Annotated in this window: 9 protein-coding genes; 2 read left to right on the top strand and 7 right to left on the bottom strand. The window is 68.9% G+C overall.

All coding sequences use genetic code 11. From position 1 onward, the window contains the following. Positions 1-72: 72 nt before the first annotated feature. From KY501_RS06865 to KY501_RS06855, 3 genes are all read right to left on the bottom strand, one after another. Positions 73-5,133: a GspE/PulE/PilB domain-containing protein gene (locus KY501_RS06865; RefSeq protein ID WP_224361804.1), complete on the bottom strand. Its 5,061-nt coding sequence runs from the start codon at positions 5,131-5,133 to the stop codon at positions 73-75. A 154-nt stretch (positions 5,134-5,287) separates the two neighbouring features. Continuing rightward, complete coding sequence (locus tag KY501_RS06860) at positions 5,288-6,682, bottom strand: undecaprenyl-phosphate glucose phosphotransferase (protein ID WP_224361803.1); 1,395 nt, start codon at positions 6,680-6,682, stop codon at positions 5,288-5,290. A gap of 216 nt (positions 6,683-6,898) precedes the next feature. Next, positions 6,899-8,032, bottom strand: coding sequence for a glycosyltransferase (locus KY501_RS06855; protein ID WP_224361801.1), 1,134 nt, complete (start codon positions 8,030-8,032; stop codon positions 6,899-6,901). 176 nt (positions 8,033-8,208) lie between these two features. On the opposite strand from KY501_RS06855, the gene KY501_RS06850 reads away from it, so the two are divergent. Further along, the gene (locus KY501_RS06850) at positions 8,209-9,414 is read left to right on the top strand and encodes a hypothetical protein (protein ID WP_224361799.1); all 1,206 of its coding nucleotides are present in this window, start codon (positions 8,209-8,211) and stop codon (positions 9,412-9,414) included. Between the two features lie 239 nt (positions 9,415-9,653). Then, a complete protein-coding gene (locus KY501_RS06845; protein WP_224362331.1) occupies positions 9,654-10,721 on the top strand; it encodes a glycosyltransferase family 4 protein in 1,068 nt (355 codons plus the stop codon). 7 nt (positions 10,722-10,728) lie between these two features. On the opposite strand, the gene KY501_RS06840 is transcribed toward KY501_RS06845, so the two are convergent. The 4 genes from KY501_RS06840 to purD all read right to left on the bottom strand — a co-directional run bounded on the left by KY501_RS06840 (position 10,729) and on the right by purD (position 15,574). Continuing rightward, positions 10,729-11,988, bottom strand: coding sequence for an O-antigen ligase family protein (locus KY501_RS06840; protein WP_309242949.1), 1,260 nt, complete (start codon positions 11,986-11,988; stop codon positions 10,729-10,731). Positions 11,989-12,084: 96 nt separating this feature from the next. Next, complete coding sequence (locus KY501_RS06835) at positions 12,085-13,209, bottom strand: LptF/LptG family permease (protein ID WP_224362329.1); 1,125 nt, start codon at positions 13,207-13,209, stop codon at positions 12,085-12,087. Beyond that, positions 13,206-14,318, bottom strand: coding sequence for an LptF/LptG family permease (locus tag KY501_RS06830; RefSeq protein ID WP_224361797.1), 1,113 nt, complete (start codon positions 14,316-14,318; stop codon positions 13,206-13,208). The genes KY501_RS06835 and KY501_RS06830 overlap by 4 nt, the downstream gene beginning before the upstream one ends. Next, positions 14,315-15,574: a phosphoribosylamine--glycine ligase gene (purD, locus tag KY501_RS06825; RefSeq protein WP_224361796.1), complete on the bottom strand. Its 1,260-nt coding sequence runs from the start codon at positions 15,572-15,574 to the stop codon at positions 14,315-14,317. Before purD ends, KY501_RS06830 begins: the two co-directional genes overlap by 4 nt.

Genomic DNA, 15,574 nt, shown 5'->3' with positions numbered 1-15,574 from the left:
CTCGAGGGCTCCGGAGCCAGACTCCGGGGCCCTTCTCGTTTTCACAGCCCGGTGCACGGACTGGGTGGTGGATCAGTCCTGTGAACCCGAACCCTGTGGGCCCGTCGGACGCGGCGGCCGGGTCCCTGTTGGGCTCGCCGGTGCGGGGACTGGCGCTGCCTTGGTCCGGGCGGCCTCGGCCGCGAACTCCGTGAAGGGATCGGACTCCGGCAGTGCGGCGTCAGACTCGGCCCCCGGCAGCTCCGGCTCGGCAGCGGAGAGCAGCTGATCCCAGCTTGCCTCTCCGAGTTCCCCTTGCTGCGCTACAGCCGGAACCGTGGGAGCCGCTGTCTTCGCAGTCCCTGTGCTCGATGGCCCCGGCGGTCCGATCCCGTACTTGCCGGTCGACGTCACCTCCGAGCTCACTGTCCCGTACTTCCCCGTCCTCGCGGGCTCGCCCGTGCCAATTCCGTACTTGTGGGTCGTCGTCACCGCCGCGCTGGTGCTCTCCTGCGCAGCGGGGGCGGGTGGCTCCTCATTCAGGGCGCCGAAGAGACTGGCCCTCGCGCCAGGCGTGCTCTCGAGACCGTGATCCTCGGGTGGCTTGGGCGCCGCGCTGACCGTTCCGTACTGGCCGGTCTTCGCGGGCTGCGCGCTGGGGATGGCGAACTTGCCCGTGGCCGTGACGTCCTCACTCGCGGCGGAGGACTCGGCGGGAGCGGGCGCATGGGCCGTGAGCGGTGGGGCGGATTCGCCTGCCTCGGCCTTCGGAGGATCCTCCTGCGGCTGCCACTTCGGCACGAAGTCCCACGTCGGCGCCAGCGCCACTTCGTCGTGCGGGCTGCCCGTGTAATCGGGCATCGGCGGAACCGAGGTGTCCAGCTCCAGCGCTCGCTCCTCGCTCGGAAGCGCGGGAGCGCTCGCCTGCGACTCGGCCATCCCCATGAACTCCCAGGTCGCCGCCAACTGCATCGGCTCCTCGGGTGCGGGAGGCAGTTCGCCCAGGTCCACCGGAGGCTTCGGAGCTTCCGTGACGGCTTCGCCCACCTCGCCAGCCTGGTCCTCCGCCACCGCCTGCTTCTTCGGAAGGCTCGGCGCTTCCGCAGTCGCCGCCAGGGCGGGACCGGGCAATGCGGCTTCCGCCACCTCCTCGGCGTCCAGCTGCGGCGCGTCCGCGGAGATCTCCTCTGCGGGCCCGGGCAGCGCCTCCTCGGAAATCTCCTCGGCCGACGGCTCCGAGGCTTCCGCGGACACGTCCTCGAGCGACAGCTCGGGGGCGTCCGCAGATACCTCTGCGACCGACAGTTCCGGAGCGTCCGCAGAGACTTCCTCCACAGACAGTTCCGGAGCATCCGCAGAGACTTCCTCCACAGACAGTTCCGGAGCATCCGCAGAAACTTCCTCCACAGACAGTTCCGGAGCGTCCGCAGAGACCTCTGCGATCGACAGCTCGGGAGCATCCGCGGAGACTTCCGCCACAGACAGTTCCGGAGCGTCCGCAGAGACTTCCTCCACAGACAGCTCGGGAGCATCCGCCGACACGTCCGCTACGGACAGTTCGGGAGCATCTGCCGACACATCGGCAATCGACAGTTCCGGAGCGTCCGCAGAGACTTCCTCCACAGACAGCTCGGGAGCGTCCGCAGAGACTTCCTCCACAGACAGCTCCGGGATCTCCATGGAGGCTTCAGTGGACTCTTCCGTCAGCTCCTCGACGGCCTCTTCGGCCGGCTCGATTGCGAGTTCCTCCCCTGCCAGCTCTTCTGCTTCCTGAACCGGGGCTTTCGCGGACCGGAGCGACGGCTTGGACTCCTCCGCCGACGACGGCATGTCCCAAGGCACCGGAACCTCGGAGGCCGAGGCCCCTGTCTCCTCGATCTCGGAGAAGTCCGTCGCGGGCCCGAACATGTCGTCGACAGCGAGCCCCTTCCCCTTGCCGGGAGTCAGCACGTCCAGCGAGCTGGGCTCCTCCAGGGAGAGATCCATGGGGATGGGACTCGGGGTGCTCCCGACGGGAACCACGAGCGGAGCCGAGAGCCCCTGGCTATCCCGAGCTCTTGCTCGGGCTGCCAGCTCAGCAGCCGTGGCCTCCATGGGCGGAGGCTTCGCCACAGGAACGGGCGGCGCCGCGACTGGGGCAACGGCCCCGAGCACAGGAGGAGCGGGAGGCATGGCCCGCTGCCCTGCGGGTGCAGCCCCCGGGCCTGCGTGCGGAACCGACGCGCCTGGTGGAGGCGAAACGCTTGGAACAACGGGCATCGCGGCGGGCGTCAGTGATCCCGCACGCGGCACCGGCACTCCCGCGGGCGCGATGGTCGGAGGAATCGACGGCGGAGGTTGCCCGGGCGCCTGCGGCACGGGAGCGATCGTCATCCGCTGCCCTGCGGCCGCTGCTCCAGGCGCGGCAACCGGGGGGCGCGTCGCCATCGAGGGAGGAGCCGCCTGAGCGAGCACGGGCGGTGCCGAGGGAAGCGGCACAGGAGGCACGGAAGGAAGCGGCACGGACGGCGCGGAAGGCCCCAGCGCGGGAGCCACGGCCGGCGGAGCGCCCACGACAGGCAATCCGGCACTGCTCTGGGTCACCGGACGCGCCGGAGGTCCCGGCTGAGGTGCGAAGGGTGACGGCAGGGCGACAGGAGCCAGGGCAGGTGCCGCGACACCCTGGGTCGGCGCGGGTGCGGCGACTCCCGGGGCTGGCAAAGGAATGGGCGGCCGAGTGGCTCCGGAAGGAACCTGCGCGGAGGGAGCACCCGACGGACTCACGGGGGCCTGCACGGCTGGGTTGGCTGGGGCGGCCGGAGGAACCGGCATGACCGGTATCCCAGCAGAGGTCTGACGCGGAGGAGGAAGCGGCACAGCCCCAGGCTGGGGCGGGATTGCAGGCAGCGTCGGGGGCCTCGGTGGCGCTCCCGGGCTCGGCTGCGCGGCAACCTGCGGCGCCCGAGGCAGGCTCCCCGGAACAGCCGCCGGAGCCGCTGCCGGGACAGGAGGCTGAGGCGCAGGAGCAGCCCCAGGCATCTGCGGACGAAGAGCCCCCTGCTGGGCCTGCTGGAGCTGTCCACCCGCCGGTGGCATCTGCTGCGCGCCCGCCGGCACTGGGGCATGCGTCATGCCGGGAGCGTGCTGCGCGGCAGGGTGCGCCTGCGCAGGGTGAGCGCCCGCTTGCGCCGGAGGAGCCCCCATCGGAGCCAGGGTCCCCGGATGAGCGCCCGCGGGTCTGGGAGGAGCCCCCATTGGGGCCAGCGGGTTCGTGGGCTGTTGCTGCCCGCCATGCTGCGCCTGCGCGGGGTGGACCACCGGCGGTCCCTGCTGCGGCGCCCCTTGCGCGTGTGGGGTTCCTGGATGCGGGGGCGGACCTGGCGGCACTCCTGCCAGGGTCTGCCGTGCAGGCTGTGGCGCCTGAGCAACCGGAGCTTGAGCAATCGGAGCCTGAGCAACCGGAACCTGCGTTGGCGGACGCGCCACGGGCGGCAGGGCACCTGGCACGGGTTGCCCTGGCGCAGGAGCCAGCGTCGGCGGCCTCGGAGCCGCTGCTGGAAGCTGCTGGGGCCCACCGGCACCGACAGGCTGTTGAGGAATGGCTGCCGCAGGGGGCTGCTGCAGCATGGGCGCTGTGGGAGGCCGCTGAGGCGGAGCCGACTGAGGCGCAGCATGCACCACGGGAGGACCTCCCGGGTTCACTCCCGTCAGGGTCGCGGGCCCGGGGCGCTGCATCTGCCCCGGATGGGGAGCACTCGCGGCAGGCATGGCGCTCAATTGCGGAGGCGCTGCGGGCTGAACTCCAGCACCGACCTGCGCGCCTGCCGCGGGGTGCGCCCCGGTAGGGGGATGCATCGCACCAACGGGATGCGCTCCGGTCTGAGGATGCGCGGGACGCGCCGCAGCTGCGGCAGCAGGATGCGCCCCGGTCTGGGGATGCGCGGCAGCCGCAGGATGAGTTCCTGGAGGGGGCTGCATCGCCACCCCGGGAAGCGTCCCCGAGGCAGGACGTGGCGCCGCCTGAGCAGCCGGGATGACAGGCGTACCGATGGGAGTGCCCTGAGGCTGCGGGATCCCCGGTCGGGTCGCAGGCCCCTGAGGCGACGGCGCCTGGGGTTCCCCCCCCATCCCCGGAAGATCCAGCATGAGCGAATCAGGCACTTCCAGCGGAGGAGCAGTCCCTACCGCAGCCGGAGATGCGCTCGTGTTCGCCGCAGCCGCCCAGGCCGCAGGAGGCAACGTGGAGCCCGCAGGCCGACCCGCCGCGGCCGGAGCCGCCGTGCCTTGGGGCGCTTGGGGTGCCCCCGCTGGCCTTCCCTGCATCGCCGCTGGCGGAGGAGCCGCGGGTTGAGGAGCCGCCACCGGAGGAGCCGCCGCCTTCGGAGCCCCATATCCCATCGAAGGCATGAAGCCCGGATCGGACAGCGAGTCATCATCCATGCTCAGGTACTGGCCCGGCTCGAGCCCGCCTATGGAATCGCGCGACTCCTCTTCCGCCGGTGTGGAGGGGACGACCATGTCGTCCAGCGAAGGCATCGGCAGGGAGTTGTCGTCCGGGTTGGCCTGCGAATCGTCACTCAGGAACTGACCGGGAGAGAGCCCGAACATGCCCGCCTTCTGGGGAGGAGGCGCCGCAGGAGGTGGAGCCGGCGCCCCGGCCGCCTGAGCCACGACAGTCCCTCCCGGGAGCCTTACACCGCCACCAGGCTTGGCATCGCCATCCAGCTTGATGTAGCGCTCCGGCCGGACGATGCCGTAGCGCTTCTCCAGGTACAGGTAGAGCCGCAGCTCCGGCACGACACACGGGACGATGCGCAGCCCCGTGGTGAACGACAGCTCATCCACGGCCGCCATGTCCGAGGGGCTGGCCATCGCCACCTTCAGCCGGCGCCCATCCTGCGCGAGCGGGAACACATAGTGCTTCTCAGCCACGGCCGCGGGGATCATGCTGAGCGTGGCCACGGTGACGGCCTCGAACTCGGCGATCGTCGCCTGCGGGTAGCGCGTCTGCTCGGAGAGCACGACCCCCAGCGTCTCGAGGTCCAGGTAATCCAGCTCGACGAGGTTCGTCCCCAGCCGGCCGCCATAGATCATCTGGGCCTTGAGGGCGTCTTCGAGCTGAGCGGCGTTGATGAGGCCCTTGCGGACCAGGAGAGCACCGAGCTTTTCCGCCATGAGGAGGCCGATTCTAGACGGCTTCCATGACGATGAGCGGCCCTCCTTCGCGCGCGAATGTCTTCAGCTGCGACTGAAACATCCAGAGGGGCTGGACTTCACGGCCTGTCTACGCAGGCAAGCGCCCGTGTCTGGGGAAATCCAGAACTCCGGCTCAGTAGGCGTTCTTCGAGAGGAAGCCGCCGAGCGCGGTGCGCACCAGGATCTTCAGGTCCATCAAGAGCGACCAGTTCTCGATGTAGTAGAGATCGTACTCGATGCGCTTCTGGATGGACGTCTGTCCGCGCAGGCCGTTGATCTGGGCCCAGCCGGTGATGCCGGCCTTCACCTTGTGACGCAGGTGGTAGCGCGGGATCTGCCGCTTGAACTCCTCGATGAAGACGGGGCGCTCGGGGCGCGGGCCCACGAGGCTCATGTCCCCCACGAGCACGTTGAAGAACTGGGGCAGCTCGTCGATGGAGTACTTGCGCAGGAAGGTGCCGATGGGCGTGCGCCGCGGATCATCCGCGCTGGCCATCTTCGCGCCGGCCACTTCCGCGTCGATGCGCATGGTGCGGAACTTGAGGATGTGGAAGGTGCGTCCGTCCATCCCCATGCGCTCCTGCGCGTAGAGGATGGGGCCCTTGCTGGTGAGCTTCACCATCAGCGCCGTCACCAGCATGATGGGCGCCGTCAGCGCGATGGCCACCAGCGAGAAGAGCACGTCGAAGACGCGCTTGCCCACGCGGCTCCAGCCATCCATGGGGTCGCCCTGGAGGCTGATGATGGGCAGGCCGCCGAACTCCTCCAGACCGCCGTAGAGGGTGATGTATTGGTAGAGATCCGGGACGACCTTCACGTCCACGGTGCGCAGCGCCAGCTGCTCCATGAGCTGCTTGACGACGACCTGCTGCTCGAGCGGCAGCGCGATGATGACCTGATCCACCGGCTGCTCGTCCAACACACGGTCCACGTCCTCCACCCGGCCGATCACCGGAGCGCCGCGCACCTTGCGGCGAGCGTTCTCCAGATCCAGCGCCAGCACGCCCACCACGCGGAAGCCCAGCTCGCGGTGGTCTCGCACCGTCTCGATGACGCGCCGGCCGAGATCGCCCTCGCCGATGACGAGGATGGTCTTCAGGTTGAAGCCTCGGCGGCGGACCTCGGCCATCGCCAGCCGGAGCACCAACCGCGTCACCGACACGAGCACCAGCGCATAGCCCAGGAAGAGCGCCAGCGTGAGACGCGAGTAGCGCTCGCGGGTGAAGTACGTGAGCGCCACGAGGATCAACGTGGCGGTGATGGAGGCCTTGAAGACGGCGAACAGCTCGCCGATGTGGGTGCGCGAACGGTTGGTGGTGTAGAGATTCGACTGGTGGAAGGTCAGCGGGAAGATGACGAGCGCCATCCCCAGGGAGGCCAGCGTCTCATCCAGCGGAGGGATGCCATCGGTGACAGGGATGAGGCCGATGAAGCGCGTGGCGTACGCGAGGAAGAAGGCCACCGAGAGCATGAAGATGTCGGTGGCGACCTTGATGGACGTGTAGAAGCGCTGGAGACGACTGAACACGCCGGAACTCCTGTGGCCTGCCGGACGAACGGCTCCGCCGTTGCAATTCTCGCACCTTTTCTCGCGGAGGTGTCCTCTGCGAGACAGCTGGAGCGCGGGGGCCTCCTAGCACGGAAAGGCCCGTGAAACCAACGGGTTGCCCCCCTGCCCTGGAGGGCACCCGATGTGGAGGCTGCGTTTCCCAAGTGGAAAACGGAGAGCCCCCTGGCACGGCTGTCAGAGCTGGCTGGCGTGTGAGGAAGCAGGCGAGCCGAGCAGCGCCTCCACCTCGGCCATGATCCCGCGCTGGAAGGCGGCCTTGGAGAAGCGACGGGCCTGGGCGCGAGCCTCCTCGGGGCGGAAGTCGGCTTCCCAGGCATCGAACTGGCGCACCGCGGCAGTGAGTGCGGCGGGAGTCTGCTCCGAGAAGAAGAGCCCGGTGCGAGGGGTGACGGTCTCCAGCACTCCGCCCTTGGCGTAGGCGATGACGGGGCGGCCGGTCGCCTGGGCTTCCAAGGGGGTGAGGCCGAAGTCCTCCTCGCCGGTGAAGAGAAGCGCTCGGGCATCGCGGTAGAGGGCGGGGACTTCCGAGTCCGGCACATTGCCCAGGAAGCGGATGTGCGGAGGGAGCGGGCCGGAGGTGAGCTTCGAGGCCTCCTGCCCCGAGCCGACGACCCACAGCGGCCTGTCGAGGGTGCGGAAGGCCTCCAGGGCGATGTCGAGCCGCTTGTATGGCGCGAACGCTCCGAGCCAGAGGAAGTACCCGCCTCGGCCAGTGCCATTGAGGGAGGCGGCGCAGAAGCGCTCGAGATCCACGGGAGGGTGGACGACACCCGCGTCACGATCCCAGAAGCGATGGATCTTCGCGGCGATGTTGCGGCTGTTGGCGAGGAAGCGATCCACGCCCGCGGAGCTCTTCCGATCCCAGTGCTGGAGCCACGGCCTCACGGCGAGCGCGGCCGCGCGCACGGGCCTCGAGGCGCGTCCCGGCCCGAAGTAGTCATCGAAGAGATCCCACATGTAGCGCATGGGCGCGTGGATGTACCCGAGGTGCTTCGCACCGGGAGGCTTGCGGATCCCCTTGGCCACGCAGTGGCTGGAGGAGAGCACGAGATCATAGCCCTCGAGGTGGAAGGACTCGATGGCGCGAGGGAAGAGCGGGAGGAAGTGCCGGTAGCGAGTGTGGATGCCGGGGATCCGCTGGAGGAACGAGGTGTAGATGCGCCGGTTTTCGATGGTGGGCGGCATCGTCCCGGGCTGATGGATAAGGGTGTAGACGTCGGCGTCGGGGAACAGCTCGCAGAGGGCTTCGAGGACGCGCTCTCCGCCGCGCAGGGTGACGAGCCAGTCATGGACGAGGGCGACCTTCACGGGGGTCCTTCTAGCACTCAGGAGCGGGCACGCCACTGCCTCACGGCGAGTGCACATGAATACACACCTGATCGTGCCGTATGGAGCTAGCGTGGCGCGGGCAGCGTGCCGTTGCGCCTCACGCCGCTCTCCACCACACCCCACACCGCTTCACCTCTCGCTCGGAGTTCTCCTCGATGTTTCGAAAGTCTCGTGTCCTCGCCGCGTGTCTCGCATCCTTCGTATCGACCTCTGCCTTCGCGGTGGAGCTCAACTACCAGTGGAAGAAGGGCGACAAGCACCACTTCAGCTACGAGGACGACACCACCTTCACCATGGCGATGGGTGGCGGAATGCCGGGGATGCCTGGCATGCCAGGCATGGGAGCCATGGGCGCGGCCGGCATGCAGATGAAGCTCCAGACGACCTTCACCGAGAAGGTGCTCGCGGTCCGGAAGGACGGCACGGCCGACGTCGAACTCACCGTGGAGAAGCTGGACTTCTTCCAGGGCGGAAACAAGGTCGCGAGCATCAGCCAGATCCCTCCGGCCGCGCGCGTGGTGAAGGCCGAGGTCGATCGCAAGGGCCGCGCGAAGTTCTTCCAGATGGTCACCGTGTACCAGCGGGATGATCAGATGTTCGTCGGCGTCCACAAGACGCAGGTGGGACCGAACGGCGTCTCTTCCTCCACAACCCTGGGGAATCAGCAGGTCGATCTGGTCGCCTCCGTCGATCCGAAGACGGGCAAGGTCACCGCCTCCATGAAGACGACCGAGCGCCCCCCCGCGCTCAAGAAGGTGACCATCAAAGAGGAGGACCCGGGCGTCGATGTCCTCCCCAAGCAGATCTTCGAGATGATGGTGCTCCCCGATGGCAATATGGATCCTGGCAAGCGCGTGGACGTGACCATGCCGATGGGCACCATCCACGTGGAGCTGGCCGCGCTCGAGGGTAAAGTCGCGAAGTTCCGGACCTGGATGGATGGGAGCAAGGTGGAGGCCTCCGCCCCTGCCGAGCAGACCGGAGCCGCTCGCAAGCCGGGCAAGAAGGCCGCCGCGGCTCCGTCTCCCTCCGAGGATGAGGCACTCGGCGGCGCGGACGTCGAAGGCGAGAACCCCCAGATGGGCGGCATGAACATGGGCGGCATGAACATGGGTGGCATGAACATGGGCGGCATGAACATGGGCAGCAGCTCGCCGACCCAGGATGCGATGGCCGCGGGCGACGCGCCGATGGGCGGGGTGAAGACGGACCTGGACGTCACTGCAGGGTTCGACGTGGCCGCGGGCAAGCTGCTGAACCTCAGCGGCACCCTGGCCTCCGAGATGGCAATGGGCGGCATGAGCGGGGGCGCGGGCGGCACGAAGGTGAACTCCCGCTTCACCCTCAAGCGCATCCCCTGAGCGCCCTGCCCTGACGCTGTTCCTCAGGCGGCCAGCCTCGCCACCGACTGCAACCGGGGTCTCCCTTCGTGCGAGGGCGAATCGCCCTCCCAGGGAAAATCCCGGTGTTGCTCCTTGAACGAGGGCCGCCGCCGATCTTCCCGAACGTGTATTTCCGAGGGTTTTTGCGAGCCCTTCCCCGCCCTGGCGCTGCGTGTGCTACGCCGTGAACCGTGGCAAGCATCCTCATCGACCTGCGCATGGTCCGAGGCCGAATGCACGGCATCGCGCGCTACGCCCTGGAGCTGGCGCGGCGGCTGCCAGCGCTCGCGCCAGACCTGAGCTTCCTGGGCCTCACGGCTCCCGAAGGGCTGCCCTCGGATCTGGGCGCGCTCACGCCTTCCATTCCGTTGAGACGGGCCCGCGCGGGCTTCCTGTCCCCTGTGCTGGAACAGCCCACGCTGCTGGCGGATCTGCTGGAGATCTCCCCGGATCTCTTCCACGCCACCTCGTTCTCGTTGCCGGGGCTGTGGGGCGGGCGGCTGGTGGCCACGCTCCACGATGCCAACCACCTGGCGCTGCCGGAGAACTACAGCCCGGTCCACACGCTCTACTACCGGCTCATCGTCGGTCCGCGAGCCAAGCGAGCCTCGGCGCTGCTGACCGTGTCGGAGTTCTCTCGCGACGAGCTGGCCACGCATCTGGGCCTGACGCCGTACCGGATCCAGGTCATCGCTCCCGGCGTGGACGAGCGCTACCAGCCTTCGACTCCCTCCGAGGCGCAGGACTTCCGCCAACGACGTGGCCTCCCGGAGCGCTATCTCGCGGCGGTCGGCAACACCAAGGCGCACAAGAACCTGGGGCTGCTGGCGAAGGTCGCACCGAAGCTCTCGGTCCCCATCGTCCTGCTGGCGGGCAAGGGAGCGGCCAAGGAACTCGGGTTCCCCGATTCCACGGTGGAGCTGTCAGAACTGCCGGAGGAGGAGATGCCCCGCTTCTATGGCGCGGCGCAGGCACTGCTGTTGCCCTCGCGCTATGAGGGCTTCGGGCTTCCCGCGCTCGAGGCGATGGCGGCGGGGTGCCCGGTGCTCGCTTCGAACGTGTCAGCGCTACCGGAGGTCACCGGCGAGTCGGCCATCCTGCTGCCGCCGGATGATCCGCAAGCATGGACCGATGCTGTGCAGCGTCTCTTGAGGGATGACCGGCTGCGCAAGGGTCTGGTGGAGAACGGCCGCGAGCGGGCTTCGCGATACACGTGGGATGCCTGTGCCACGCGCACGCTCGCCGTCTACCGGCGGGTGCTGGAGAAATCCGCAGCTTCCAGGTGAAACACTGTCACGGTCCGCCGGGAGTGCTGCGTTCCTCACCGCGAGGGAGACCGAGGACCTCGCTGCCCTGGCACAGGCCCAGCCCCCAGACGAAGGCGAAGGACAGATGCACGCTGGGATGGAACGGCAGGTAGTGCACCAACGAGAGGATGTGGAACCCGCAGAAGGAGAGCAGCGCGCCCGTGGCCGCGAGGGAGCCCGCGCGGTGCCTGCGGATCAACGCTCGGGCGAGTAGCACGTGGACGGCGGCCAGCAACACCAGGCCGATGAGGCCCGTCTCGGCCCAGGTCGTGAGCCACAGGTTGTGCGCATCCGTGGCGAGCAGATCCGTGATGCCCGTCTCGGACTGCGTCGCCAGCGCGGCAGGCTTGTGGTTGCCGAAGCCCACCCCCACCAGCGGGTGCGCCTTCACGAGCCGCCAGCCCACGGACATGGCGAGGGTCCGCTCTCCTCCAAAGAGGTTCTCCGCCGCCTTGCCCATGCGCTCGCGCCATGCGGGCGTCACCGCCACCATCACCGCCAGGGCCGCCGCGACCACCAGCCCCGCCTTCCGAGCCGTGCCTCGACTCAACAGCAACAGCGCCAGCACACACACGGCGAACCCGGCCAGCAGCGCGGCTCGAGCAAAGGCCGCGTAGGGCGCGAGCAACAGCGCGCACACCACCACCCCGGCCAGCCCCCGACGCCACGCCACCCTGCCCCGCGCCAGCACGGCCAGCGCCGGTCCAAGGATCGCGATCGCACCATGAGAGAAGCGCAGCCGGTGGAAGAGGAAGCCTCCCGCAGCGTAGCGGGGCTCCTGCTCCGTGCCGAAGTTCTCCTGCAGCCGAGACAGGTTCAGTTTGAGGAAGGCCGGAGGTTCCCAATTCCAGAGGACGAAGTGCTGGAACAACCCCAGCGCCGAGGCAACCAGCCAGCCCCCCGCTACCAGGCCTCCGATCAGCAGCCACGGCACTCCGACCGTTCCGATCGTCGCCACGGCCGCCGCCGCCACCGTGTCGAGCACCTGCCCATAGCGAGCCCCCCGTGGCCACCGCTCCGCCGCTCCCGTCACAAGGGCCACGGCCGGGGAGACGAGCTGCCACAGCGCCAGCGCCAGGGTGGCTCGCACGTAGGCCCGCACATCCGGCTCCAGGCGCAATTCCCTGCGTCCGGCCAGGACGAGCGCCAACAGCACGGCCACTCCCGCGCAGAGTTGCTGCAGCCCCTCCGCCAGGACGAGCCCGACAGCCCACACAGCCAGGACGATGGTGACGGCGCGACGCACGGCCTCCCTCTTCCAGAGCGAGGGCCTTCTGTCCAGCCGACACCACCTTGCTCGAGGTGTGCGCCAACGTGACCCTGCCTCGCAGAAGTCAACCGACTATCGAGCCGGGCTCGCCAACTCCCGTCGCCGAGGCAGGTACAACAACCCCTCGCGCCGCAGCCAGAGAAACCCCGCCGCCAGGCTCAACACGATCGTCGGCAGCCAGGCTGCTATGGAGGGCGCCAACCGCTCCGTCATCACCAACGTGCGGCACACCACCATCAGGCCCCACATCGCCACGGTGATGAGCAACCCTTCCACGATGGCCGCCGTCAGGTGGCCCCGGCGATTCGGCCGCAGCGCCAGCCCCACCGCCAATAGCGCCGCGGGGAAGCCCGCCACGGGGTAGGCGAAGCGGTTGTGCAGCGCCAGCTCATACTGACGAGAGGCCAGCCCCACCTCCGCGCGCGCAACGATCTGTTCCCGCAGCTCATCCGAGCGCATCTGCTCGGGCCGCCCTGGGCGAATTCGGAACGAGTGCGAGGGCACTCCCAGATCGTACTCGGTCTCCGCCAACGAGCGAACCTGCGTGCGACCATCCGGAGAGAACGAGCGCTCCACCACGCCGGTGAGCTTCCACCGGGTCCCCTCCAGCGGATACATGGCCTCGGCATCCACCCGGCGCGAGAGCTTGAAATCAGGCGTGAGCGTCAGGATGGCCACGTCCCGGAAGCCCTCCTCCGCACTGCCAGCCCGAAGGAAGAAGACGTGCTCGCCGCGCCGGAACCACTGCTTGGGGGTGTAATAGAGGCGCCAGTCGCCCCACCGGTTGAAGCGCTGGGTGGTGATCTCGTCCACCCGCCGGCCGGCCTTCACCACCACCGTCTCATCGAAGGCGATGAGCCCCAGACACAGGGACAGCGCGCACAATCCAATGGGCACATAGAGGGACGCAGGCCCGAAGGTCAGCGCACGCAGCGCCGTCACCTCGCCCCGCTTGCGGAACGTGGAGACCGTGGCGCCCGCGGCCAGCAGCAGCGCCGCCGGGCCCAGTTGCTGCGTCGCCACGAGCGCCTTGTTGGCGTACAGGCGCATCACGTCCCAGACCCATCCCTCGCCCGTGTAGGCCCGAGACCTGTCCACGAAGTCCACCACGAGGAAGACCGTCAGCACGGCGGCGAGGATCCCCACCACGGAGCGCAGGTAGCTGCGCACCACGTAGAAGAAGAGCGTCTTCGTCACCGCGCCGTCCCCGAGCGGCTCACTCGCCACATCGCGAACACGCCCAGCGCGATGAAGATGACGTTGGCCAGCTGGCCAGCCAGCAGCACAGGCATCTTTCCCTGGTTGCCCAGGGTCTCGAACCCACGGCTCAGCAGATAGAAGAGCACATAGCCGCCCAACGTCAGCAGGTAGCCCCACGCCCTCCCCGATTGCCGCCTCCCGAGCGCCAGGGGCGTACCCAGCAGAGCGAAGGACAGCGGTGCCACCGCGTTGCCCAGCCGGCTGTGCAGCGACATGAGGAACGGGCGCGGATCTCCTCCGCTCTTCTCGGCCTCCTCCGCCACCTGAAGCAGCTCGCCGGGCGTCATCTCCTCCTTGGGAGAACGGAACCGGTTCTTGCGGTTGATCGACCCGCCCAGCCCCACGGAGATCTCTCCCTGCTCGAAGCGCAGCAAGCTGTAATCCGTGGTCGTGCGGTTGGCACGATGCACCTCGCCATCGCGCAGCACCAGCCGCAGCGCATCCTCGTTGCCGCTGGTGCTCATCCGCCCCGTCTGGGCCAGCACCAGCAGCGGCGAGGAGGGCTCGCGATCGTCATGCAGCAACACATGGGTCCACTGCTCTCCCTCGCGGGACACGCGCTCCGCATAGAGCGTCAGATCGCTCAGGTCCTCGTAGAAGACGCCGGACTTCACGTCGCCGGCGACGTTCTTCTTGATGACCTCGTTGACCAGATCCCGCACCGCGGAGAGTCCCCACGGCTCGCCCGTGAAGGACAGCAGGAGCATGAGCCCACCCAACGCCGCGCCGATGACGAGCGGGCCCGCGAGCAACTGCGTGGGACTGACCCCCAGCGCCTGGAGCGCGGTGATCTCCCGATCCTCGTTCAGCCGCCCGAGCCCGAGCAGGATGGCCAGCAGGAACGCGATGGGCAACGCCATCACCAGGAAGTGCGGCGCCAGATAAAGGATGAGCCGCCCGACATCCCCGAGCGTCACCGCCGAGCCCAGCAGCACCTCGGTGCCACGCAGGAACTGCATCACGAAGAGCAGCAGGAACAGAAACGCCACCCATACCACCAGGGGAACGATCAGCTCCTTCAGCAGGTAGCGCGCGAGCAGCTTCACGGCGAAGCGCGCAGCCCTCGCGCGCCGATGTCCCGGCGGAAGTGCATGCCCTCGAAGCGGATACCCGAGATGGCGGCATAGGCCTGCTCACGCGCCCGAGCCAGGTCCTCTCCGCGCGCGCACACCGTCAGCACACGGCCTCCCGCCGTGACGAGCGCCCCGTCCTTCGATTCCACTCCGGCCATGAAGACCGTGACACCCGCGGGCACGCTGTCCACGCCGTCGATCCGCTGGCCTCGCCGCGGCGTGTCCGGATAGCCCTCCGCTGCCAGCACCACGCCCACGGATGCTCCCGGAGCCTGCACCAGCGCGCGCTGTCGCAGCCGCCCGTGCGCGCAGTCCTCCAGCAACGGCAGCAGATCCTCTCCGAGCTGAAGCATCAGCACCTGCGTCTCGGGATCCCCCAACCGTGCGTTGAACTCGAGCACCTTGGGTCCGCTCCGGGTCAGCATCAGTCCCGCGTAGAGCGCCCCCTTGAAGGGAGTCCCCCGCCGCCGCATCACCGCCAGCACCGGAGCGATGACACGCTCGCCCACCTGCTCCAACGCCTCGCCCGAAAGGAACGGCGCCGGGCAGTACGCACCCATGCCACCAGTGTTGGGCCCTGTGTCACCCTCGCCCACCCGCTTGTGATCCTGCGCGGGAGACAGCAGTGCGTACCGCTCGCCGTCGCACAGCGCGATGACGGAGACCTCCTCCCCTTCCAGCAGCTCCTCCAGCACCATCTGCTGGCCCGCCGCGCCCATGGCGCCCACGGTGCGAACCGCCGCCCGGGCCGCCTCGGCATCCGGCGCGACGATGACGCCCTTGCCCGCCGCCAGACCGTCCGCCTTGACGACGATCTTTCCCTTGGCCACGGCGTAGGCCTCCGCCGCCCCCACGTCCGTGAAGACCTGGAAGTCCGCAGTGGGCACACCCGCCTCGGCCATGATCTCCTTGGCGAACGCCTTGGAGCCCTCCAGCCGCGCGGCCGCGGCCACCGGACCGAAGCAGGGGATCCCGGCCGCCGCGAGCGCATCCGCCACGCCCGCCACCAGCGGCGCCTCGGGCCCCACCACCACCAGATCCACCTTCTCCTGGCGCGCGAGCTGCGCCACCGCGTCAGGAGCGTCGGCCTTCAGCGGAACGTTGCGCCCCAGCCTCACCGTGCCGGGGTTGCCGGGGCCACACAGCAGCGCCGACAACTTCGGGCTCTGCGCCAGCTTCCATGCGAGCGCGTGCTCGCGGCCCCCGGAGCCCAGGAGAAGAACCCGCAC

It is taken from the genome of Hyalangium versicolor (assembly GCF_020103695.1).
Classification (GTDB): domain Bacteria; phylum Myxococcota; class Myxococcia; order Myxococcales; family Myxococcaceae; genus Hyalangium; species Hyalangium versicolor.
This window is presented reverse-complemented; position numbering and strand designations above follow the sequence as displayed.